Origin of the sequence: Daejeonella sp. H1SJ63 (assembly GCF_029360775.1) — a bacterium.
Taxonomy (GTDB): Bacteria; Bacteroidota; Bacteroidia; order Sphingobacteriales; family Sphingobacteriaceae; genus Daejeonella.
In genome coordinates, this window is record NZ_JARKMZ010000035.1 from 65,892 (window position 1) to 88,654 (window position 22,763).

Here is a 22,763-nt window from a genome sequence, read left to right on the forward strand (position 1 = left end):
GCTATAACCTGCAACAAGAATTTTTCCTGCATATCAACAGCAATTTCTTCAATTCCTTTACATTTCCTTATTTTGCTGCATGATTGTATATAATCCCAAAGACTGGTTTCATTCTACTTTTTATTTTCATCGTTCTGATACCGCCAGAAAACTTTTCCCGTTACTGCTGGCATTAGCAATTTATTCAGGAGGTATTGCTTATCTGGAACTTGAGTATGTAAAGCTGTCGGATACCAGTTGGGTGAAAAATATTACCATCGTACATAATCTTTTGGGTTTTGTGATGTCAATTCTCCTGGTGTTTCGTACAAACACTGCCTACGATCGCTGGTGGGAAGCCCGAAAGCAGTGGGGCACACTGACCAACATTAGCCGCATGCTTGCTATTAAGCTCAACGCTTTTCTGGGCAACGATGATCAGGTAAACCGTAGCTTTTATAAAAAATCAATCCCTCTTTTTGCAGATACTTTATTTACACATTTACGCTCCAATCAAACCCTGTTTATGCTGGATGAAGCTGAACATCCTGAGTTTGGATCGCTGGATGCCCGGAAGCATGGCCCCAATCAGGTTGCATCGATGATTTTTACCCGTACCAATCATCTTTACAAAGACGGGACAATCAGTGGCGATCAGTTTATCCTGATTAATAATGAACTGAATTCCTTTACAGATGTTTGCGGTGCCTGTGAACGAATTAAGAATACACCAATTCCGATGTCTTACAGCTCATTTATCAAGAAGTTCATATTTATTTATGTACTTACCCTGCCGATTGGCTTTGTGTTTTCTATGGGTTATTTCGTGATTGCAGCAGTACCATTTATATTTTATGTTATGGCTTCACTGGAGCTGATTGCAGAATCAATTGAGGATCCTTTTGGTATTGATGCTGATGATCTTCCGATTGATAAGATCGGCGAAAATATCAGAAAGCATGTTTCAGAAATTATTAGCTGATTGTTTGGTTTGATGGTTTGAATTGGCTCTTTATCTCAATGGTAAAGTCCTTTTTTACCTACAGAGATATTGATCTGAGCTCATCTTGCATCATCTTCATTGATTAAGAAAAAACTATTTAATCATTCTGATTTTCTTCCTCACCAAGCTTTTACATAAATATTCTTTCAATTTTACTATTTTAACAGCCTGATGAGAAGGCTCTCATCTGTCTAATCATTCGCAGTTTTGAGATATTTTTTACTTCTGATTTTCCTGATTCCCGGTTCACCGATTTTTGCCCAAAAAATAAATAGTGCTTATCAGCTTCGTATTGCCAAATCGAAAAGTGCAATACGAATAGATGGTAATACAGACGATGCCGCCTGGGCAGATGCCGAGCCCGCAAAGGATTTTTATATGGTCAGTCCGATGGATACCAGTTATGCTAAAGTCCTGACTGAAGTGCGAATGACTTATGATGATCAAAATCTTTATATCTCTGCAATCTGCTATCAGCCAAAAGCAAAATCATATGCAGTCGAATCATTGAGGCGCGACTTTGCCTATACCAAAAACGATAATTTTCTGCTTATTGTTGACCCTTTCGACGACCAGACCAATGGCTTTACATTCGGTGTGAATGCTGCCGGGGCACAATGGGACGGACTTATATTTAACAGTAATGGCTATGATCTGAGCTGGGATAATAAATGGTATTCTGAGGTTAAGCATTATGAAGACAGATGGGTGTTTGAGGCGGCTATACCGTTTAAATCCATCAGGTATAAAAAAGGAATCAAAACATGGGGTATAAATTTCAGCCGACTGGACATTAAAGTCCCTGAGAAATCAGCCTGGGCAAAGATCCCAAGACAATTTAATGTGGCTTCGCTGGCTTATACCGGAAATCTTTTATGGGATCAGGCTCCGCCCGATGCAGGCACAAATGTTTCTGTAATTCCTTATGTACTTGGCGGATTCACCAAAGATTATGACAATAATGTAAGCACTAAGTTTAAAAAGGAGATAGGCGCTGATGCCAAGATCGGAATTACCTCTTCATTAAATCTGGATCTCACCGTAAATCCTGATTTTTCGCAGATTGAAGTGGATAAGCAGGTAACCAATCTTGACCGCTTCGAATTGTTTTTCCCCGAGCGCAGGCAATTCTTTCTTGAGAATGCGGATCTCTTCGCAAATTTTGGATATTCTACCATCAGACCCTTCTTTTCACGCCGTATCGGTCTGGGTGTTCCGATTGAATTTGGTGCCCGTCTGAGCGGAAGTCTGGATAAACACTGGCGCATCGGTGCAATGGATATGCAGACAAAAAGTATTGGAAAGACCGGGCTGCCTGCACAAAATTTTGCTGTTCTTGCCTTGCAGAGAAGGGTTTTTTCCCGTTCCAATATCCGTTTTATGTTTGTGAACAAGCAATCTGTTAACTATACCCCTGCCGATCATCCCGGCAAACCGGTTTTTAGTTTGTTTAACCGGAATGTTGGTGTGGAATATAACCTGGTCTCTAAAAATAATCTGTGGGTAGGAAAAACCATGATGCTGAAATCATTCAGTCCGCAGAAAAACAGCGATGATCTGGTTCATGCAGCCAACCTGCAGTACACCAGTAAGAAATGGGTTTTAAGCTGGCAGCATGAAGTAGTGGGCCAGAATTATAATGCAGAGGTTGGATATGTTCCCCGAACAGATTTTGTCCGGTTAAATCCGAAGGCAGGTTATTTGTTTTTCCCGAAGGGGGGTAAAATACTGAATCATGGTCCGGTTCTAAATTCATCTTACTATTTTACCAAATCATTCAACAATACGGATCATGAAACTACCCTCAGCTATAAACTCACTCACCGCAATCAGAGTACATTTGAAGCATGGGCATCTGATAACTATATCAGGTTACTGAAATCATTTGATCCGGTTAATACAGGTAAGGGTAGCTTAGGTGTTGGTTCAGAACATTTCTGGACAACATGGGGACTAACTTATGCATCGAAACCACAGAAGGAATACACCTATAATTTTTCCGGACAGTATGGTGGCTATTTTGCTGACGGAACCCGTTTGAATATGGCTGCTGATCTTGGTTATCGCTTTCAGCCTTATGTTAATATTGCTCTTAGTACCAGTTATAATCATATTGTACTGCCTCAACCCTGGGGGACAACTAATTTCTGGCTTGTTGGGCCAAGAACCGATTTTACATTCAGTAATAAACTGTTCTTTACCACTTTTGTGCAATATAATAATCAGCAAAAGAACATTAATTTAAATACCCGTTTCCAATGGAGGTATAAGCCCGCCAGTGATCTTTTCCTCGTCTTTACGGATAATTATTATCCTTCGCCATTTGCAGTACGTAACCGTGCGCTGGTATTGAAATTTACGTACTGGTGGAATTAAATTATACAGGGAGTTTAGAGTTTCTGATTGGTACCTGTTCGTTATTGCAAGACCTGCGATTGAAGAAATGATCAGATGTCATGATCATATATTTTGTTTTCCGGGCGAAAGTATGACTGTTATTTGGATGAATGTACTATAGATCCAAAGGAATCCGGCGTGAGTATTCGGGTCTTTTTTAATTTATGCCCGCTCATGTTAAATTTTTTATGGGGTTTAAATATTATAGGTATATTTAATTATAACCTGTAAAAGCCATGAATCTGTCAAAACTCCTGATGATCTTACTGATCAGCTCATTCACACTTAGTGTAAGTGCTCAAAAAGCTCCCAAAGCGCAAAAGGCTCCTAAACCCGAAAAACCATTTCGAATCAATGAGAGGGGGATGCTTATGACTAAAGTAGATGTGCGTCAGGAGGAGAGGGGAGCCGAAAATATTATTCAGATTGAAGCATTAAATGTTAGTGGCGGAACGCCATTGGTTACAGGGCCGATATTGCCCGGAGCCGAGATCAATGATGTGTTGGCCACACAGGGTTCATACAATACGATCAGGCAAATTTCCAAAACAGGAAGGGGTGAAACCATTCAGATTCTGAATGTAGTTTACCCGATCAGATTAAGGGTTACTATTTCCCAGCAAATTCTCGATGTAGAGATCAAAGAAGAAGGATTCTGGAAGATAATGGTCGGGATTAGCAAATAGCGTATTCCTTCTTTCAATGCTGTGAATTTTAAATAGTATGCCGGGGAAATTGTATTTATCCTGCGTAAAATTTATTATTGCAGGATATGGAAATGGAGCAACAATCAGCAAATATATTTCAGGGAATAAGCGAAGATTTACAAAAACAGGGCTTTCGTGTTGTTAGTCAGGATTTTAGCAGGCCCTGGGGTGGGTTTTTTGTGATTGATGAAGATCAGGCACAGAAATTTGCTGATGCCTACTTTCAGGGATTATCTGCTGAACAGTTAAAAATATCCGGTAAGCTTAGTCCCAAGATTCTTGTAGTAGCACCTCATAAAAGACTTTCATGGCAATATCATTTTCGCAGGGCTGAAATATGGCAGGTTGTACGCGGCGAAGTGGGAGTGATTACCAGTCAGACAGATCAGGAAGGTGAAATTAAAACTTATTTACCCGGTAACAGGATTGTTTTGCAACAGGGAGAACGTCATAGACTGATTGGACTGAACAACTGGGGTGTACTTGCAGAAATATGGCAGCATACCGATGCAAATGCCCCTTCTGATGAATCAGATATCGTTCGTCTGCAGGATGATTTCGGACGTTAAGCCCTGATTCTGAGATTCATGATTTTTAACGGTTTAATTTATGTAACTTTGCAGGCTCTCAAATCGGAGTCTTAATATTTTATGATTATTTTAATTTTCTTTCTCTGCCACTGGTTTTTATCTCTGTTTTTTCAAACATTTTTTCTTCACCGGTACTCTTCTCACAAAATGTTCAAAATGAACCCTTTCTGGGAAAAGTTTTTCTATTTGTCAACATTTCTTGCTCAGGGTGCTTCCTTTCTGAACCCGCGTGCATATGCTATTATGCACCGTATGCACCATGCTTACAGCGATACCGAGAAGGATCCTCATTCGCCTCATTTCTTTAAAGATGTAATCGGGATGATGATCCAGACAAAAAATATTTACCTGAATTATGTACGATTCAAGGTTGAGCCTGAACCCGCTTTCCGCGATAACTATCCAACATGGCCCCTGATTGATAAAATCGGAGATCTTTGGATTACCCGTTTATCATTTGCGGCACTTTATGTGGCCTTCTATGTTTACTTTGCTGAATACTGGTGGATGTTCCTTCTGCTTCCGATTCATTTTCTGATGGGACCAATTCATGGAGCAGTGGTTAACTGGTGCGGCCATAAATATGGGTATTCAAATTATGATAATAACGATCACAGTAAGAATTCACTTCCGCTTGATTTTCTTATGCTGGGCGAATTATTCCAGAATAATCATCATAAAAAACCAAATAATGTGAATTTTGCATTAAAATGGTATGAGTTTGATCCATCCTATCCGATCATTAAGCTGATGCATCATTTGCATATAATCAGGCTAAGAAAGGGTTAAACAGAAGAAATTGATATTTAAAGGGTCTCCATTCAGAGACCCTTTTTTATTGTTCTGTATTTTGGTCGGGCGGGTGTTTAAATGTGGAAATCTAAGCAGGCAGGATGCGGATCTAAATTTTAAATTTGTATCTGCATTAAATACACCCTTTACTTTTTTGAACGATGGCTGAAATAGATTACAGTGATGATAGTATACGATCGCTCGACTGGAAAGAGCATATCCGTTTGCGTCCGGGGATGTATATCGGTAAGCTCGGAGATGGTTCTGCATACGACGACGGGATTTATGTCCTCCTGAAAGAGATCCTTGATAACTCGATCGATGAGTTCGTGATGGGCTCGGGCAAAACGATAGAAGTTACGGTTAGTGAGAAAAAGGTTTCTGTAAGGGATTACGGCCGCGGTATTCCATTGGGAAAGGTGATTGATTGCGTTTCGAAGATCAATACCGGGGGTAAATATGATTCCAAAGCTTTCCAGAAATCAGTAGGTTTGAATGGAGTGGGAACAAAGGCTGTGAATGCACTTTCGGCAAGTTTTGTTGTACAATCGTACCGCGACGGACGTACAAAAAAGGCTGAATTTGAAAAAGGTGTTCTGATCAATGATCTTCCAGAGATCGAAACTACACAGAGAAATGGTACAGCTGTAACATTCTACGCTGATGATACCATTTTCAGGAATTATCGTTTTATCCCTGAATTTGTAGAGAGTATGATATGGAACTATGTGTTCCTGAACTCCGGACTGACAATAAATTTTAACGGCACCAAATTTTTCTCAGAAAGAGGACTTTATGATTTGCTGACCAGGAATACGGATGCAGAGACCCTTCGTTATCCGGTAATTCATCTGAAGGGTGAAGATATTGAGGTTGCGATGACCCATGGTCAGCAATATGGCGAGGAGTATTATTCATTTGTTAACGGACAGCATACCACCCAGGGAGGAACGCATCAGGCCGCATTCCGTGAAGCGGTGGTAAAGACTATCCGTGAGTTCTATAAAAAGGAGTTTGATGCTTCGGATATTCGTGCTTCCATTGTTGCTGCTATCTCCATCAGGGTGCAGGAGCCGGTATTCGAATCACAAACCAAAACCAAGTTAGGTTCACAAAATATTGCAGAAGACGGGCCTTCGGTTCGTACGTTCATCAATGATTTCGTTAAGAAAGAACTCGATGATTATCTGCATAAACATCCGGCTGATGCAGATGCCATGTTGAAAAGAATTCTTCAGTCGGAGCGTGAGCGTAAGGATATTGCAGGGATCAAGAAGCTGGCCAATGAACGGGCTAAAAAGGCATCCCTGCACAATAAAAAATTAAGAGATTGCAAGATTCATTTTGATGATACCCATGAACGTAAGCAGGATACTACTCTTTTTATTACTGAGGGAGATTCTGCAAGTGGATCAATTACCAAGTCGCGCGATGTGATGACTCAGGCGGTATTCAGTCTGAAAGGAAAGCCTTTAAACTGTTATGGCCTGACCAAGAAGGTGGTTTATGAAAATGAAGAGTTTAACCTTCTGCAACATGCACTGAATATTGAAGACGGACTGGATAACCTTCGTTATAATAATATTGTGATTGCTACTGATGCGGATGTGGACGGTATGCACATCAGATTGCTCCTGATGACCTTTTTCCTTCAGTTTTTCCCTGATCTGGTTAAAGCCGGACATGTTTCCATTCTGCAGACTCCGCTTTTCAGGGTTCGTAATAAAAAGGAAACCATTTACTGTTACAGCGATGAGGAACGTCAGCGTGCCATACATAAATTAGGTAATAAGCCTGAAATTACCCGCTTCAAGGGTCTGGGAGAGATCTCGCCTGACGAATTTGGCTTATTTATTGGTGAAGATATCAGACTGGATCCGGTAATCCTTTCCAAAGAGCACGGTATTAAAAGTGTATTGGAGTACTACATGGGTAAGAATACCCCCGACAGGCAGCAACATATTATCCGGAATCTGCGTGTGGAAGTAGATTTTATAGGAGAGGAGCAGGCCGCTCCTGTTACTGAAGATCATATTGAAGCAGAGGTAGCTTAAAAGATATGCAGAAAAAGAACCTTGCGATAAGTTATGAGCTATATTCTTCTCTTGATGAATTGGACAGCATTGCACAGAACTTATGCAGGGAATCAGTGAAGGCCATGAAAACCTCGCATTCTCCTTATTCAGAGTTCAGGGTGGGAGTTGCTGTTTTACTGGAAAGTGGAAGGATTATTTATGGCAGCAATCAGGAGAATGTGGCTTACCCCTCAGGATTATGCGCTGAACGGGTAGCTCTTTTTGCTATCGGATCAACTTATCCTGATGATAGAATAATGAGTATGGCTATTACTGCCCAGACTGATCGCTTTGAGATCAGAGAGCCGGTAACATCATGCGGAGCTTGTTTGCAGGTAATGGCAGAATATGAAAAGAAACAGGTTCATCCTATTGATGTGATATTTTATTGTCTGAATGGTTCCATCATTCGTATTTCAGGGATTAAAAGTTTACTTCCATTTGCATTTACAGAAACGCGACTTAAGAAATAATCGTAAATTGTATATATGTTATTGGTCAGAGGGAATGCCTGAAGATTAACTAATTCAATTTGCGATGAAGAAACTTTTATTCCTCGTATTTTTAATGCTGTTTCTTGTGCAAAGCAGCTTCGCACAGATCAGATTGTCGGCAATTAAAGTAGATGACTGGGTCAGGAAAAATTTTAGCGGACAAGGTGTTGTAATAGGAAATATTAAGTTTAAAGGCTATCCACTCTCAACCCTATCGTATACCGGTAGCGGCAATGTTCTTCAGGTTCAGAAAGGGCTGATTCTTTCTACCGGAAATTCATTTAATGTTGCCGGATACAACAATTCACATAATCAGAGTTCCACTTTTGCCGATGTTATGAAGCCTGAATCGGATGCCGATCTGACGAAAATCATCAGGGATAAGTTATATGATATCTGCTATATAGAATTCGACTTCGTGCCGATGGATAATAGTATTCAGTTCAATTATCAGTTTGGCTCTGATGAATATCCTGAATATGTTGATTCTCCCTATAATGATGTCTTTGCTTTTATCGTTTCGGATGAAAGCACTTCAAAAAACATCGCTCTGATTCCCGGTAGCGAAGTGCCGGTGAGTATTAATACTGTAAACCATAAACTGAACCAGGATCATTTTAGGGACAATAATATTTACAAACAGGTTGTCATCAAAAGGGATGAGCCTTTGAAATTGAAGAAGTACGGTACATTTACCGGAAAAGTCCTGAGAGGGATTGCATCAGTATTTACGACAACAGCACCTCTTCCCGGAGATCGTACCGTTATTCAGCCTGATGCGGAGCTGATGAAGAAGCTTGATGCAAATTTATACCGTAACCTGAGATATGACGGGATCACAAAGAAACTTACTGCTCAGACTTATGTTACACCATATAAAAAGTATCATCTGAAAATTGTGATTGCCGATGTTTCGGATAATATTTATGATTCAGGAGTATTTATAGAAGACAGAAGTCTTACCGCAAAGAAAGATGTTCAGCAGCCCGGATTTACAGATTATCCTGATCTGAGCAAGGTGATTGATCCGAATCTGATACTTCAGGGCAAAAAACTGGAAGATATATTGCCTGCAGAGTATCAAAAGCAAATTCCTGAACCGGTGGTTCAGGCACAGGTAACAGCACCTGTAAATATCCGTGAAACACCTCAGGCAGTCAGGGAGGTTCCCCAGACTCTGAATGTCACTGCTTCCTCTGTATCTGTAGAATCCCCATCTGTAGCAGCTATTCCTAATCTGGTTATACTCTTCGGTTTCGATAAATCAGAGATTGATGAAAATGAGATGGATAAGTTGAAAGCTGCGATGGAGCAGTTTAAAAAGATGAGACAATATTATTCACTTAAGATCTCGGGTCATACCGACAGTAAGGGAGGTCTGCAGTATAATTATGCATTATCCGACCGAAGAAATAAAGCAGTTATCGATGCAGTAAGTCAAATTCTGGGCGAAAAGATCAGGATTCCTGCGGTAGGTAAATCTTATACACAGCCTGTAGCTGATAATGGTACGGATGATGGCCGTCAGGCAAACAGGAGAGTTGAGCTGGTCTTTGAGAAAAAGTGATTATTCAGATTTTCTATTGAAGAATTTCTCTTTTTTCTTCATTGAATAATTGAGCTGAAAACCAAGTCCGAAAGATTTCAATTCGGTTTGACCTTGTCCGATTCCTTCCAAAGGTAATTTCGCATAAGGCTGAATTACAATACTATTTTGTTTACCAAGCGGTTTTTCTATTCCGATAGCCAGGTTAACAACACTCATAATATGTTCATTTTGATTTTTAATTGTGTATTGTCTTCCTGAAGAGGGATAGGCCGGACTTGACTTATAGATGAAATTATATTTTTCAGAAAGCATGATATAAGACGAAAGTCCTGCGCTGGCAATGATGCCTGTTTTCTCAGTTTTCTTCAATTGCAAGTTCAGATTTAAGGGAATATCAATCACCTTGCAGTCTGCATCAATCTGTTTCGAATAGCTGGCCCAGGTAGCGAACGGCTTTTCTGTTGTCTTATAGGAATACCTGTCGGAGGTATATTTCTTTTGTGAATAGTAAATACCTGTACCTACAGAAAGCTTTTTCAAAATTGTATAGTTCAGCCCCATGCCATAGCTTAGTCCGGCTTTACTGTTCCCAATTCCATTAACAGAATTCATATCACCGGTTAATGCCAGGCTTAAGACTAATTTTCCATCCTTTTTTTCCGCCGGGCTTTTCTGAGTATGATGCGCATTTTCTGCGGTTGCTTGTTTTTCGGATATTAATAATGTTTCTGTTGTTATTACCGGTGTCTGGCCCGGATTTAATTCATGGATTGTTCTGGGATCCAGATTGATTGCATAATCAATTAAAGGGAGCTGTTCACGTTTTTTCGGGAATATCATTTCAGAATTTTCATTCTCTGCATTTTCAGATGGAATAATGCTGCTGCCGGATCCTGTAAAAGCTTTATTTATTTCAGAAGGCTTTACCCGGGCCGAATTATTTGAGACTATTGATTCTGTATTGGAATTAACAGACCCATTTTTGTTTTCTATTTTAACATGATCAGTTTTTATGCTTTCCTTTTTCTGTACTAATTGTTTTGCGGGCTCTTTTAAAAACCAGATTGAAAAGAATACCAACAGGCCTGCAGCAATTCCGGCCGGCCAGTAAAACCAGACGATTGCAGGCCTGCGCCTCTTTCCTGTTTCAAGAAGACGCTCCATCTTTTCCCAATCAGCCTCAGAAGGAGAAAGGTCGGGGACTGTATTAAGTGCCTGCCTGAAAAAATTGTCTGTCTTGTTTTGGTTCAAATTGTTCATTGATAACGATTACACTATTGTGTTCTGTACTTGTGTTTGATCTCTCATAGCTTGTTTCAAGCAGGGATCTTAATTTTTGTCTGGCTTTAAATAAGTTCGATTTGGATGTGCCAACTGATATTCCAAGTTCTTCGGCTATTTCTTCATGCGAATAGCCATCGATGGCAAACAGGTTAAAAACAGTTCGGTAGCCTGGTGGCAGAGTTTGAATGATTTTAATCAGATCATCGTAATTTAATTTGCTTTGTATATCAGTATCTTCATTTTCAATTTCAATCTCAGTAATATCAGTACTAACCTTATGTTTCAGCTCTGTACGGAAATGATCGATAGAGGTATTCGTCATAATTCGTGCAAGCCATGGTAAAAATGGCTTGGCAGGATCGTATTGCCCGAGTCTTGTCAGAACCTTGTAGAAGCCATCATTCAGTATTTCTACAGCTTCATCCCTGTCTTTGGCATACCGTAAACAGATACCCATAGCAAAGCCATAAAAATTGTAATACAATTTTTTCTGACTACCTGCTTCACCGCGAATACAATCCAGGCGAAGCTGTTCAGGTAACTGCTGAGTTGAATGATTCAAACTAATAGCTATTTAAGATATACACGTTGAGATTTTTCAAATGGTTGCCTCTGATTTTGAAATTATTTTAAGTTACTGAATATCAGTGAAATAATTTCAATATTCTTTCGGTAATTATTTTATCTGATTCTTTTCTGATTTTAAGATATATGGCTGAATTACCTGTTGAACTGCGTTTAATTAAGATCTGTGTAAAACTTCCTCACCACAATTTCATGCGATAACTTATATTTACGAATCGATAGAATTTCAGAAAAAGGATGAGTGAAGAAATAGAAAACACAGAGAACGAAGATATTAAGGAAGAAGCTTTACATAATGTAACCTCACTTTCCGGTTTATACGAGAACTGGTTTTTGGATTACGCATCTTATGTTATTCTTGATCGTGCAGTACCACATATTCACGATGGATTAAAACCGGTTCAGCGACGCATTTTGCACTCTCTGAAGGAAATGGACGATGGCCGTTTTAATAAGGCGGCAAATGTTATCGGGAATACCATGAAGTATCACCCTCATGGTGATGCATCTATCGGCGATGCCATGGTGCAGATTGGTCAGAAGAATTTGCTGATCGATACACAGGGAAACTGGGGTGATCCGATTACCGGAGACTCTGCGGCTGCACCCAGATATATTGAAGCAAGACTTTCCAAATTCGCTAATGAAGTTGTTTTCAATCCGGATACAACCGAGTGGCAGAGCAGCTATGACGGCAGAAATAAAGAGCCTGTTACTCTGCCTGTAAAATTTCCGTTATTACTTGCTCAGGGTGCTGATGGTATTGCTGTTGGTTTGGCTACCAAGATTATGCCTCATAATTTCGTGGAGCTTATTGATGCCTCAATAGAGGTATTAAGGGGGAATCGCCCCGATCTTCTTCCCGATTTCCAGATGGGAGGTATGGCCGACTTCAGTAATTACAATGAAGGCATGCGCGGCGGAAAGATCAGAGTCAGGGCCAAGATTGTAGAACGTGATAAGAAGACCCTTGCAATTACTGAAATTCCTTATACAACAACTACCGGCGGACTGATAGATAGTGTGATATCAGCCAATGATAAGGGTAAGATCAAAATCAAGAAGATCGAAGATAATACAGCTAAAAATGTAGAGATCATCATTCATCTTGCGCCGGGAATATCTCCTGATGTTACCATTGATGCATTGTATGCATTCACTGATTGTGAGGTTTCCATATCTCCGAATACCTGTATAATTAAAGGAGATAAGCCTTATTTTATGAGTGTGAACGATATTTTGATCGAAAGCACACATCATACCAAAGGTTTATTAAAGCAGGAGCTTGAAATTAAGCTTGCCGAGCTGAAAGAGAAGATCTTCTTCAGTTCCCTGCTTAAAATATTTATTCAGGAGGGCATGTATAAGCATCCTGATTATGAGAGCTCTGGTAATTTTGAAACAGTTATTGAGGTATTGAATAAATTGTTCGAGCCGTTCTTCCCTCAGTTTTACCGTGAAATTCTTCCCGAGGATTATAAAAAATTGATTGATAAGCCAATGAGCAGCATTACCCGTTTCGATTTGAAAAAATCAGACGAGCAGCTGAAAACATTGGAAAGCGATATCAGGGAGGTAAATAAACATCTTAAACATCTTACTGATTATGCCATTGCCTGGTTTGAAAAGTTGAAAAGCAAGTACGGTCAGGGAAGAGAGCGTAAGACAGAGATCAGAGCATTTGACAGAGTAGAAGCCTCAAAAGTAGCTCTGGCGAATGTAAAACTATATATGAACCGTGAAGATGGCTTTATCGGAACAGGTTTACGTAAAGATGAATTTGTTTGCGACTGCTCAGACCTAGATGAGGTTATTGTTTTCAGGGAAGATGGTAAGTTCAATGTGTCGAAAGTTGCCGAGAAAACTTTCGTAGGGAAAGGGATTCTGCATGCTCAGATATTTAAAAAGAATGATGAGCGCACAGTTTACAATATGATTTATCGTGACGGAGAGAGCGGAACTTCATACATTAAACGATTCTCTGTACTTGGAGTAACCAGAGATAAAGAATATGATCTTACCAAAGGAAGTAAAGGCTCAAAAGTTTTATACTTTACAGCAAACCCGAATGGTGAAGCTGAAATTGTTAATGTTCAGTTAAAACCGCATTCCAAACTGAAAAAATTACAGTTCGACCTTGATTTTGCCGATCTGGTGATTAAAGGCCGAAGCTCTATGGGTAATATTGTAACCAAATACCCGGTTAAGAAAGTTTTGCTGAAGAGTAAAGGTGTTTCAACGCTTTCCGGGCGTAAAATATGGTTTGATGATATTCTGAAGCGTTTGAATGTAGATGGCAGAGGTAAGTATCTGGGTGAGTTTGATGGCGACGACAGAATACTTATTGTTAATCCTCAGGGTATTTATGAACTCAGCAGCTTTGATCTGACCAACCATTTTGATGATAAACTTCTGCTCATAGAGAAGTATAATCCTGAAAAAGTATTTACCGTGGTTTACATAGAAGGTAAATCAGGTTCACATTATCTTAAACGTTTCCTGTTTGAGAATGTATCTATTGGTAAAAAAAACAGTGTTATCAGTGAGGAATCAGGTTCTAAACTGATTCTGCTTTCCGGTCATTCAAAGCCAAAGGTCAAACTGCAGGTTTTGAAAGGTAAGACTAAAACTGAAGAGGAAACAGAGATTGATCTGAGTGAAGCTATTGAAGTGAAAGGGATGAAGGCGATGGGCAACAGGTTGAGTCCGCATGAAGTAAAAGGACTTGAACTGATTCATTCAGCAATAGAAGAAGAGGATGATGAGATTTTTGCCGGGGATACTGAAATTGAGGAAACGAATGAAAATATCCGGGAACTTCATAAAGTTACACCACTTTCCGGCTTAGCTTCTGAAGCTGATGAAGAAAAAGCAGAAGTGCAGGAAACTGAAAATGCAGATATTGAATCTGATGAAGAACCTGAAGCTATTGATACTTCTGAACCTGATTCAGAAGATGCTGAGGAGGAATCATCTCCTGAAATTATTCCGGAGGTTCAGCTTGAGAGTTCCAAAGAGCCGGAAACAGGACCGGCAAAAAAAATAGATTTTGAGATCACCAATCCGGATGATCTGGATATTGATGATAAAGGGCAACTTGGTTTGTTCTGATCTGAAAACCTCCCTCCTAAAAGCAGGGAGGTTTTTTATTCGCTTCTGAATCCCCGTTCACTTAATTCGTCATGTTTTCCCCCGGATCAGTTGATCTATCCGCTTGTTCCTTAGATACTTTCGCTTGTTACATGTGATTTGAAACACAATTGTGACAATTGTGATATTTGTTACCATCTTCAGATTTTCGCCCCGGTACCTTTGTATAAAGTTTTAAACAATTTTATATGAAGAGATTAGCGATTGTCATGTTTGCCGGGATTATTTCCCTTCCGGCAGTAGTCCTGAGTCAGGATACAATTACTCTTTCCAGAAATGAAATCTGGTCGAAGGTGTCTGAAAAGAACCTTCAGTTAAAGATTCAGGATCAGGAGTTTAAATCAGCTCAGGCAGATTTTAAGCAGTCAAATGCTTTGTTTTTGCCGGATGTTTCTGTATCACATACAGGAATTTCAACGACCAACCCATTGATGGCATTCGGATCAAAATTGAATCAGGAGATTTTAACACCTTCCGATTTTAATCCGGCATTGTTGAATAACCCTGAAGTGACAACCAATTTTGCCACCAAAGTACAGGTATTACAACCATTGGTAAATCTTGATGGTGTTTTTGGAAGGCAGGCTGCCAAATCTAAAATGGAAGCGATGCAGTTACAGTCGGAAAGGACAAAAGAGTATCTGGAACTTGAGACCGGGAAAGCTTTTATGCAGCTTCAATTGGCTTATAAAGCAGTAAATGTATTAGAAAAGGCTGAGCTTACAGCAGATGCTAATCTTAAACTCATAGATAATTATTTTAAACAGGGATTGCTTCAGAAAACAGATGTGCTTTCGGTACAGGTCCGTGTCAATGAGATTAAGAATCAGGTTCAGTTAGCAAAGAGTAATGTTCGTAATGCTTCTGATTATTTAGCATTTCTGATGCAGGAAGATATGAACGGTAAAATTTACCGCCCTGTAGAAGATCTTGAAAACAGCATTTCAATTGCAGAACCCAATACAGGTTTAACCGATGGGCGTAAGGATATACAGGCAATGATGAAATCTGCTGATGCTTATGAAGCTGTTCTGAAATCGGCAAAAATGAATTTTCTGCCAAGGTTAAATGCCTTTGGAACTTATGAACTATATGATAATAAACTGTTCGGAGCCGAAGCTAAAGGTTATCTGGTAGGAGTTCAGCTTTCATGGAATGTTTTTGACGGATATAAGTCTATCGGTAAAAGACAGAAAGCTTTGGCTGATTATACTAGGGCAGAAGCAGCTTCGAGTCAATACAAGGCGCAAAGTCAGATGGAACTTAATAAAACCAACCGTCAGCTGAATGATGCAGGTCATAAAGTAAGCCTGGCTAAACTGGCCCTTGAACAATCTCAGGAAGCTTATCGCATACGTAATAACCGATTTAAACAGGGACTTGAAAAGACCAGTGATCTGCTTGGGTCAGAGACCCAGATGTTTCAAAAAGAACTTGAATATCTGCAGGCAGTATTCGAGTACAATTTTACTCAACAATATTTAACCTTTTTAACTAAGTAATAAGATGAAAAAGATATTAATACCAATATTAATTCTGGGCGCCCTCTCATTTTTGGCTTCCTGTGGTGAAAGTAAGAAAGAAACAATTAAGGATGAACCGGCGGTAGCTGTAAAGCTTGGAGGTTCTTCTTCAGTACAAAGTGCTGATTTTATTAGTGCAAGCGGTAAGATTGAAGCAGAGAACAGCGCCAATATCAGCACCAGAATGATGGGATATATTACCAGAATTCATGTAAAGGTTGGTCAGCAGGTTAAGCAGGGGCAGTTGCTTTTAAGTGTCAACAGCTCTGACCTGACAGCAAAAAAAGCACAGGTAGATGCAGGTATTCTGCAGGCTACAACTGCCTATAACAGTGCCAGAAAGGATTATGACAGATTTGTGAATCTGTTTAAAGAGCAGAGTGCTTCACAAAAAGAGCTGGATGACATTACTGCCCGGTATGAGATGACAAAGGCAGCGCTGGAAGGTGCAAAACAAATGAAGAAGGAGGTAATGGCGCAGTTTTCCTATTCAAATATTACGGCTCCATTCTCTGGTGTGATCACCAATACTTTTGCCAAGGAAGGTGATATGGCTAATCCCGGAATGCCATTGTTAGGTATGGAGGGCTCATCCCGCTTACAGGTAAGTGCTATGGTTTCAGAAAATCAGATCTCAGGTATTAGCAAAGGAATGCCGGCCAGGGTCCTGATTAAATCGTTAAACAGGGAAGTTGACGGAAAGGTTTCGGAGGTAAGTATATCAGCGAAAAATACAGGAGGCCAGTATCTGGTTAAGATTGATCTTGATAAAATTGATAAGTCTATTCTCTCTGGGATGTTTGTTAATGTTCAGTTTCCTGTAAAAAGGGAAGCTGCGGCAACAGAATCTTCTGATAAAGTATTGATTCCGGTTACTGCACTGGTAAAGCAGGGTCAGCTTAAAGGAGTTTATACTATAGGAAATGCAAATACTGCGATTCTCAGATGGGTTAAAACAGGTAAAATGTTTGGTGATCAGGTTGAAGTTTTATCCGGATTATCTTCTTCTGAACAATATGTGGTTTCTGCCGAAGGCAAGTTGTATAACGGAGCCAGGGTTAGCATCCAACAGTAAAATATAGTTTTCACTCATTTTTTATCCATTCAGGTAGAGAATAAAACTAAAATATCATGCAAGAAGGTATATCAGGAAAAATAGCACATTTTTTCATAAACTCTAAACTTACAATTTTATTGATGTCGGTGCTGATGATCATCGGGGTTTACAGCTCATTCCTTATTCCAAGGGAGGAGGAGCCTCAGATCAATGTTCCGATGGCCGATGTGATGGTTGGGTATCCGGGGGCAAGTCCTTCTGAGATCGAAAGCCGCGTGGTTAAACCACTGGAAAAGATCATTTCCAACATTAAGGGTGTTGAACATGTTCACAGTATGGCCATGAATGGTCAGGCAATGATGATTGTTCAATTTTATGTAGGTGAAGATGTTGAGCGTTCATATGTTAAACTTTACGATGAATTGAACAAACACGAGGATTCATTTCCTGCAGGTGTTTATAAACCAATTGTAAAGACCCGTTCTATAGATGATGTTCCAATGCTTGGACTGACATTATGGAGTGAAAAATATGATGAATTTCAGCTCAGACAAATTGCTGAAGAAGTAACTTCAGAGATTGAAAAAATAAAGGATGTAGCTGCAACAAAGGAAATTGGTGGCCGCAACCGTGAAATAAAAGTTGTTTTAGATAAGGATAAAATGGCTGAGAGCGGCGTTGATCCGCTTGGAATCATGCAAATGATTCAGGCGAATAACGGCAGTTCTCAATCAGGAAGCTTCTCGAGCAAGGATCAGGAATATTTAGTGTCTACCGGACAGTTTTTAACTAATTCTGAAGACGTTGAGAACCTGGTTGTTGGGGTAAGTAACAATATGCCAGTTTATTTGAAGCAGGTTGCAAGTGTGCAGGATGGCCCTTCAAGTCCGAGAAGTTATGTTTCTTTCGGATATGGGAAGTCAAATGAAAGTTATTCTAAAGCTAAATCGGAATATCCTGCAGTAACAATTTCTATCGGTAAGGTTAAGGGTGCCGATGCAATGAAAATATCTGAAAAGATATTGGAGAAAGTAGAGCATTTAAAGCAAAATATTATTCCGGATGAAGTTCATTTAGAAGTGACAAGAAACTACGGTGAAACTGCATCTGATAAGGTAGGAGAACTTTTGCTTCACCTGGGTATTGCAATTGTTGCAGTAACCTTTCTGGTGATGCTTGCTATGGGATGGAGAGGTGGATTGGTTGTGTTTTTCTCAGTACCTCTGACTTTTGCATTGACCTTATTCAGCTATTATGTTCTTGATTATACGCTGAATCGCATTACATTATTTGCTTTGGTATTCGTAGTTGGTATTGTTGTGGATGATAGTATCATCATTGCCGAGAATATGCACAGGCACTTTAAGATGAAACGCCTTCCGTTTAAACAGGCTGCCATCTTTGCGATAAACGAAGTTGGAAACCCAACTATTCTGGCAACATTTACGGTTATTGCGGCGATTCTGCCAATGGCCTTTGTTTCGGGTATGATGGGTCCGTATATGAGCCCGATGCCGATCGGAGCATCCATAGCTATGCTTTTATCTTTGTTTGTAGCACTTACAATTACTCCATACCTGGGTTATCATTTATTGAAAGAGAAGGATGAGCAAAAGCATAAGGAAGAGCAGGGACTGGAAACAAGCTTAATTTACAGAGTTTACAACAAGCTTGAACGTCCTTTATTAGAAAGCTCTCCAAAGCGCCGCTGGATGCTGGGTATCACTTTCTTATTACTGATTGGATCGGTGATGATGTTTTTTACCAAATCGGTAGTGGTAAAAATGCTTCCATTTGATAATAAGAATGAGTTTCAGGTGGTGATTGATATGCCTGAGGGTACCACGCTGGAAAGAACAGCTGCAGTAACAAAGGAAATTGCTCAGTACCTTTCTCAAAAACCACAGGTTGTTAATTATCAGAATTATATTGGTACATCCGCCCCGATAACCTTCAACGGATTGGTTCGCCATTATGATCTGAGAGGTGGTAGTAATATGGCTGATATTCAGGTAAACCTGCTTCACAAAGAGGACAGGGATCAGCAAAGTCATGATATAGCCAAAGAGGTCCGTCCTGAGATTCAAAAGATTGCCAAAAAATATGGTGCTAATGTAAAGATCATTGAAGTTCCTCCTGGTCCGCCGGTATTATCAACTCTGGTTGCAGAGATCTATGGCCCCGATTATGATGAGCAGATTAAGGTTGCAAAGCAGGTAAAAACTATTCTTGAGCAAACCTCGGATATCGTTGATATCGACTGGATGGTTGAAGATGCTCAAACGGAGTATCGCCTCGAGGTAGATAAGGAAAAGGCCATGCTGAATGGGGTTGCATCCCAGCAGGTAGTGGGTAATCTGACCTATTTGCTTAAAGAGTACCCGGTTTCTCATTTATATGATGAAAGCTCAAATGATCAGGTTGGTATCGTACTATCTCTTGATGATGCGGATAAGTCGAGCTTACAGGATATTACAAGCCTTAAAGTAAAAGGTGTTCATGGAAACCTGGTTCCTGTGAGTGACCTGGTAAAGGTGGTACGTGATACATTGAACAAGACTATTTATCGCAAGGATCAAAAGCGTGTGGTTTATGTAACGGCTGATATGGCAGGTGCATTGGAAAGTCCGGTCTACGCTATTCTTGGGATGAATGAAAAGCTACAGGAAATCAAATTGCCAAAGGGATATAAGGTGAACGAGTTATATATGGAACAACCTGCTGATGAGAGCGATTTTACAGTAAAGTGGGATGGTGAATGGCAGGTAACCCTCGAGGTATTCCGTGATCTTGGTGCTGCATTCCTGGTGGTTATCATCATTATTTACATGCTGATTGTGGGCTGGTTTCAGAATTTCAAAACCCCAATGGTTATGATGATGGCCATTCCATTATCGCTGATCGGTATCGTGCTTGGGCACTGGGTGCTGGGAGCCTTTTTTACTGCTACCTCATTCATCGGAATGATTGCATTGGCGGGGGTAATGGTTCGTAACTCGGTATTGCTGATCGACTTCATTGAAATACGTCTGAATGACGGGGTGCCATTAAAACAGGCAATCATTGAGGCAGGAGCTGTGAGAACTACTCCAATCCTGCTAACAACCGGGGCAGTAGTAATTGGAGCTTCAATCATTTTGTTCGACCCAATTTTTCAGGGTCTGGCAATTTCACTTGTTGCAGGTGCTATTGTATCTACTTTATTAACTCTGATCGTAGTGCCTCTGATCTATTATATCACTGAGAGGAAAAAGTGGGAGAGTAAATAATTGCCGGGGGATATTGTTTAAAATCATTAATTGAAGAGATATGAAACTGCTTGTAATTACAGCAATAAAAGAATTTAAAAAAGACATCCTGCGGATGTTTAAAGAGGCCGGAGTTCAAAATTTCTCTTACAGGGAAGTAACCGGATTTCAGGATAATTCAGAGGATAGGGTTGAACTAAACTGGTTTGCATCAGACATGAATGAAAATGAATCGATCTTATTCTATGCTTTTGTTAAAAAGGAAAGTGTTGATTCATTTTTTAATCTGGTGGAGGTGTATAACTCTAAACAGGGGAATGAATCACACGTTCACCTTGCGGTGTTAAATATTGAAAAGTCAAATAATTAAGAGCAAATGAAAAATCGTATAATAAGAGCAATTGCAGGCAGCTTTGTATTGCTCAGTATCATTTTAGCTGTATACGTTAATGTAAACTTTCTTTGGTTTACTGCCTTTGTAGGGGCCAATTTATTACAGTCATCCATTACAAAATGGTGTCTGATGGAAGATATACTGGCTAAATTAGGGGTTAAAGACTAAAAGACTAATGCCTGCAGAATCTGAGATTCTGCAGGCATTTATTCGTTACTTTAATTTATCCCTGAACTCCCTGACGAACTTGTGAAGTTTAGGCTGAATGACATGTAAACAATAGGGCTTGTGGGCATTGTCGTTATAATAGTTCTGATGATATCCTTCTGCTTCATAAAACTCTGAAACCGGTGTAATCTCTGTAACAATCGGATTGTCAAAAACCAGGTCTTTTTCCAGCTGATCAATTATTTTTGCTGCGGCAGCTTTCTGCTCCTGGTTAACATAAAAAACTACCGAGCGATACTGATTCCCCATATCATTTCCCTGTCTGTTCAGGGTAGTCGGATCATGTGTTTTAAAAAATACGAGCAGAAGTTCTTCAAATGAGATTTGCTCTGGATCGTAATCTATTTTGATAATCTCGGCATGTCCGGTCTGGCCGGTGCAAATATCTTCATAGCTTGGGTTGGCCTTATGTCCGCCCATATAGCCCGAAACAACATTCAGTACCCCCTTCAGATTTTGGAATACGGCTTCTGTACACCAGAAACATCCACCGCCAAATATTGCCTGCTCCATATTGTTGATATTATAAGGTGAAATTAATAAACGCTTTAAACAAAAAGAGGATGTTCCTGTACAGAAATCCTCTTTTTACAATTGCTTTACATGATTACTGATATTGAATATAGCTTGGTCTTGGCTTTAATTTCATGAGCTCAGCCGGAGTCATCAGGCGGTTAGGAGCTTTCTTTAAATCATTTTTATAGAATAATTTAAATCCGGTGAATTGAACGGGTTCAGAATAAATAAAGTGCCGGTGGGTCCCCATTTTAAGTTCAGGCTCACCCCATCCATCCATGTGCATCACAACCTGAACTTCAGGCCTTAGTTTTATGTTTTGATAATTGGTCACCATTTTCTTGGTAAAGCGGTGAACGACTAAAATTTTAGGCGGTAAATTATTGGTTTTCACCAATTTTGCCAGATAGTCTGATACATAATTGATCTCTGATGCATCATAGGTCCCGATCTTTCTGCCAGGTAGTACTCCGCCTTTCATTGAGAATTCAGGATCGATACCTAAATGCACATTTGGCATTTTCAGGTATTTTTCAAGTCTGGGTAATTCGTCTCTGATCGTACTTAAAGCAACCTGAATATCGAGGAATACAATCATTCCCTTTTTCATTCTTGAAATGGTAAGCACAGAATCAATTTGCTTATCCGGCATTCTGTTCCGGTATTTACCGTCTTTGCCCGGATCGCCGGCAGCAACTACTGCAATGTAATGAAGGGCAGGCTGTACCGGTGTTGAAGGATCTATTTTTTCCCACTTGGCAACCTCTGCATAAAGCATTCTGAGCATTTCTTTCGGAGCATATTCTCCAAGAGCTCCCATTTTCTTTGAATAGAGATTTCCATAATAGGTAACTACTCTTTTATATGGAAGTATTGCTCCTGGAAGTGGATAAGGCTGCTTTTTTACAGGCCATTTTCCGGTAGTATCTCCATTGGCAAGCTCTTTAAGTTTTTTATTGTAGAGTGCAGTATCGGTTGGAGCATATTCTGTCTGAGCTACTTCAGTTTCTATTTCTTCAGAAGAAGCGAGGCTTTTTACAGATGGATTTTTGCTTCCGGTTTTACTGTTGGATTCGCTGCATGCACCCATAAAAACGGCTGAAGCCAGAACTGCAATGCTTGTTAAGAGTAGTTTTCCTTTGATCATTATGGATTATCGGCTGTTTATTTTTTTTATTTAAGCGCAATAAAT

The 22,763-nt window shown here is 39.9% G+C and carries 18 protein-coding genes; 14 read left to right on the top strand and 4 right to left on the bottom strand.

Annotated features, from left to right (window positions below; genetic code table 11):
- The first annotated feature begins 79 nt into the window (after positions 1 to 79).
- The 8 genes from P2W72_RS12425 to P2W72_RS12460 all read left to right on the top strand — a co-directional run bounded on the left by P2W72_RS12425 (position 80) and on the right by P2W72_RS12460 (position 9,604).
- Entirely contained in the window at positions 80 to 961 is an 882-nt protein-coding gene (locus tag P2W72_RS12425) for a bestrophin family protein (RefSeq protein WP_276362986.1), read from the top strand.
- 228 nt (positions 962 to 1,189) lie between these two features.
- On the top strand, positions 1,190 to 3,358 hold the full coding sequence (locus tag P2W72_RS12430; protein WP_276362989.1) for a DUF5916 domain-containing protein: 2,169 nt from the start codon (positions 1,190 to 1,192) through the stop codon (positions 3,356 to 3,358).
- Between the two features lie 257 nt (positions 3,359 to 3,615).
- Positions 3,616 to 4,065 (top strand): hypothetical protein, encoded by a 450-nt coding sequence (locus P2W72_RS12435; RefSeq protein WP_276362992.1) that lies wholly within the window; start codon positions 3,616 to 3,618, stop codon positions 4,063 to 4,065.
- A gap of 92 nt (positions 4,066 to 4,157) precedes the next feature.
- Positions 4,158 to 4,655, top strand: a complete 498-nt coding sequence (locus P2W72_RS12440; protein ID WP_276362995.1) for a phosphoheptose isomerase — start codon at positions 4,158 to 4,160, stop codon at positions 4,653 to 4,655.
- An 81-nt stretch (positions 4,656 to 4,736) separates the two neighbouring features.
- Entirely contained in the window at positions 4,737 to 5,465 is a 729-nt protein-coding gene (locus P2W72_RS12445; protein WP_276362998.1) for an acyl-CoA desaturase, read from the top strand.
- 164 nt (positions 5,466 to 5,629) lie between these two features.
- A complete protein-coding gene (locus tag P2W72_RS12450) occupies positions 5,630 to 7,522 on the top strand; it encodes a DNA topoisomerase IV subunit B (protein ID WP_276363001.1) in 1,893 nt (630 codons plus the stop codon).
- 5 nt (positions 7,523 to 7,527) lie between these two features.
- Positions 7,528 to 8,016: a cytidine deaminase gene (locus P2W72_RS12455; protein ID WP_276363004.1), complete on the top strand. Its 489-nt coding sequence runs from the start codon at positions 7,528 to 7,530 to the stop codon at positions 8,014 to 8,016.
- Between the two features lie 64 nt (positions 8,017 to 8,080).
- Positions 8,081 to 9,604, top strand: coding sequence for an OmpA family protein (locus P2W72_RS12460; RefSeq protein WP_276363007.1), 1,524 nt, complete (start codon positions 8,081 to 8,083; stop codon positions 9,602 to 9,604).
- On the opposite strand, the gene P2W72_RS12465 is transcribed toward P2W72_RS12460, so the two are convergent.
- Positions 9,605 to 10,846, bottom strand: a complete 1,242-nt coding sequence (locus P2W72_RS12465; protein ID WP_276363010.1) for an outer membrane beta-barrel protein — start codon at positions 10,844 to 10,846, stop codon at positions 9,605 to 9,607.
- Entirely contained in the window at positions 10,794 to 11,432 is a 639-nt protein-coding gene (locus P2W72_RS12470) for a sigma-70 family RNA polymerase sigma factor (protein ID WP_276363012.1), read from the bottom strand. Before P2W72_RS12470 ends, P2W72_RS12465 begins: the two co-directional genes overlap by 53 nt.
- A 260-nt stretch (positions 11,433 to 11,692) precedes the next feature.
- Between P2W72_RS12470 and P2W72_RS12475 the strand changes: the two genes are divergently transcribed.
- The 6 genes from P2W72_RS12475 (at position 11,693) to P2W72_RS12500 (ending at position 20,995) form a co-directional block, all read left to right on the top strand.
- On the top strand, positions 11,693 to 14,566 hold the full coding sequence (locus tag P2W72_RS12475; protein WP_276363015.1) for a DNA gyrase/topoisomerase IV subunit A: 2,874 nt from the start codon (positions 11,693 to 11,695) through the stop codon (positions 14,564 to 14,566).
- Positions 14,567 to 14,793: 227 nt separating this feature from the next.
- On the top strand, positions 14,794 to 16,107 hold the full coding sequence (locus tag P2W72_RS12480) for a TolC family protein (protein WP_276363036.1): 1,314 nt from the start codon (positions 14,794 to 14,796) through the stop codon (positions 16,105 to 16,107).
- A 4-nt stretch (positions 16,108 to 16,111) separates the two neighbouring features.
- The gene (locus tag P2W72_RS12485; protein ID WP_276363039.1) at positions 16,112 to 17,203 is read left to right on the top strand and encodes an efflux RND transporter periplasmic adaptor subunit; all 1,092 of its coding nucleotides are present in this window, start codon (positions 16,112 to 16,114) and stop codon (positions 17,201 to 17,203) included.
- Between the two features lie 56 nt (positions 17,204 to 17,259).
- Positions 17,260 to 20,454 carry an efflux RND transporter permease subunit gene (locus P2W72_RS12490; protein ID WP_276363043.1) on the top strand — a complete coding sequence of 1,065 codons (3,195 nt, stop codon included), beginning with the start codon at positions 17,260 to 17,262 and terminating at the stop codon, positions 20,452 to 20,454.
- Between the two features lie 40 nt (positions 20,455 to 20,494).
- Positions 20,495 to 20,803, top strand: a complete 309-nt coding sequence (locus P2W72_RS12495) for a hypothetical protein (RefSeq protein WP_276363045.1) — start codon at positions 20,495 to 20,497, stop codon at positions 20,801 to 20,803.
- Between the two features lie 6 nt (positions 20,804 to 20,809).
- Positions 20,810 to 20,995, top strand: coding sequence for a DUF2892 domain-containing protein (locus tag P2W72_RS12500; protein ID WP_276363048.1), 186 nt, complete (start codon positions 20,810 to 20,812; stop codon positions 20,993 to 20,995).
- Positions 20,996 to 21,040: 45 nt separating this feature from the next.
- On the opposite strand, the gene msrA is transcribed toward P2W72_RS12500, so the two are convergent.
- The gene (msrA, locus tag P2W72_RS12505; RefSeq protein WP_276363051.1) at positions 21,041 to 21,568 is read right to left on the bottom strand and encodes a peptide-methionine (S)-S-oxide reductase MsrA; all 528 of its coding nucleotides are present in this window, start codon (positions 21,566 to 21,568) and stop codon (positions 21,041 to 21,043) included.
- A 94-nt stretch (positions 21,569 to 21,662) separates the two neighbouring features.
- On the bottom strand, positions 21,663 to 22,718 hold the full coding sequence (locus tag P2W72_RS12510; protein ID WP_276363053.1) for a hypothetical protein: 1,056 nt from the start codon (positions 22,716 to 22,718) through the stop codon (positions 21,663 to 21,665).
- Between the last annotated feature and the right edge of the window lie 45 nt (positions 22,719 to 22,763).

Coding starts and splice junctions, on each gene's coding strand:
- P2W72_RS12425 (WP_276362986.1), top strand. CDS start 80: ATGATTGTATATAATCCCAAAGACTGGTTTCATTCTACTTTTTATTTT.
- P2W72_RS12435 (WP_276362992.1), top strand. CDS start 3,616: ATGAATCTGTCAAAACTCCTGATGATCTTACTGATCAGCTCATTCACA.
- P2W72_RS12440 (WP_276362995.1), top strand. CDS start 4,158: ATGGAGCAACAATCAGCAAATATATTTCAGGGAATAAGCGAAGATTTA.
- P2W72_RS12445 (WP_276362998.1), top strand. CDS start 4,737: ATGATTATTTTAATTTTCTTTCTCTGCCACTGGTTTTTATCTCTGTTT.
- P2W72_RS12450 (WP_276363001.1), top strand. CDS start 5,630: ATGGCTGAAATAGATTACAGTGATGATAGTATACGATCGCTCGACTGG.
- P2W72_RS12455 (WP_276363004.1), top strand. CDS start 7,528: ATGCAGAAAAAGAACCTTGCGATAAGTTATGAGCTATATTCTTCTCTT.
- P2W72_RS12460 (WP_276363007.1), top strand. CDS start 8,081: ATGAAGAAACTTTTATTCCTCGTATTTTTAATGCTGTTTCTTGTGCAA.
- P2W72_RS12465 (WP_276363010.1), bottom strand. CDS start 10,846: ATGAACAATTTGAACCAAAACAAGACAGACAATTTTTTCAGGCAGGCA.
- P2W72_RS12475 (WP_276363015.1), top strand. CDS start 11,693: ATGAGTGAAGAAATAGAAAACACAGAGAACGAAGATATTAAGGAAGAA.
- P2W72_RS12480 (WP_276363036.1), top strand. CDS start 14,794: ATGAAGAGATTAGCGATTGTCATGTTTGCCGGGATTATTTCCCTTCCG.
- P2W72_RS12485 (WP_276363039.1), top strand. CDS start 16,112: ATGAAAAAGATATTAATACCAATATTAATTCTGGGCGCCCTCTCATTT.
- P2W72_RS12490 (WP_276363043.1), top strand. CDS start 17,260: ATGCAAGAAGGTATATCAGGAAAAATAGCACATTTTTTCATAAACTCT.
- P2W72_RS12495 (WP_276363045.1), top strand. CDS start 20,495: ATGAAACTGCTTGTAATTACAGCAATAAAAGAATTTAAAAAAGACATC.
- P2W72_RS12500 (WP_276363048.1), top strand. CDS start 20,810: ATGAAAAATCGTATAATAAGAGCAATTGCAGGCAGCTTTGTATTGCTC.
- msrA (WP_276363051.1), bottom strand. CDS start 21,568: ATGGAGCAGGCAATATTTGGCGGTGGATGTTTCTGGTGTACAGAAGCC.
- P2W72_RS12510 (WP_276363053.1), bottom strand. CDS start 22,718: ATGATCAAAGGAAAACTACTCTTAACAAGCATTGCAGTTCTGGCTTCA.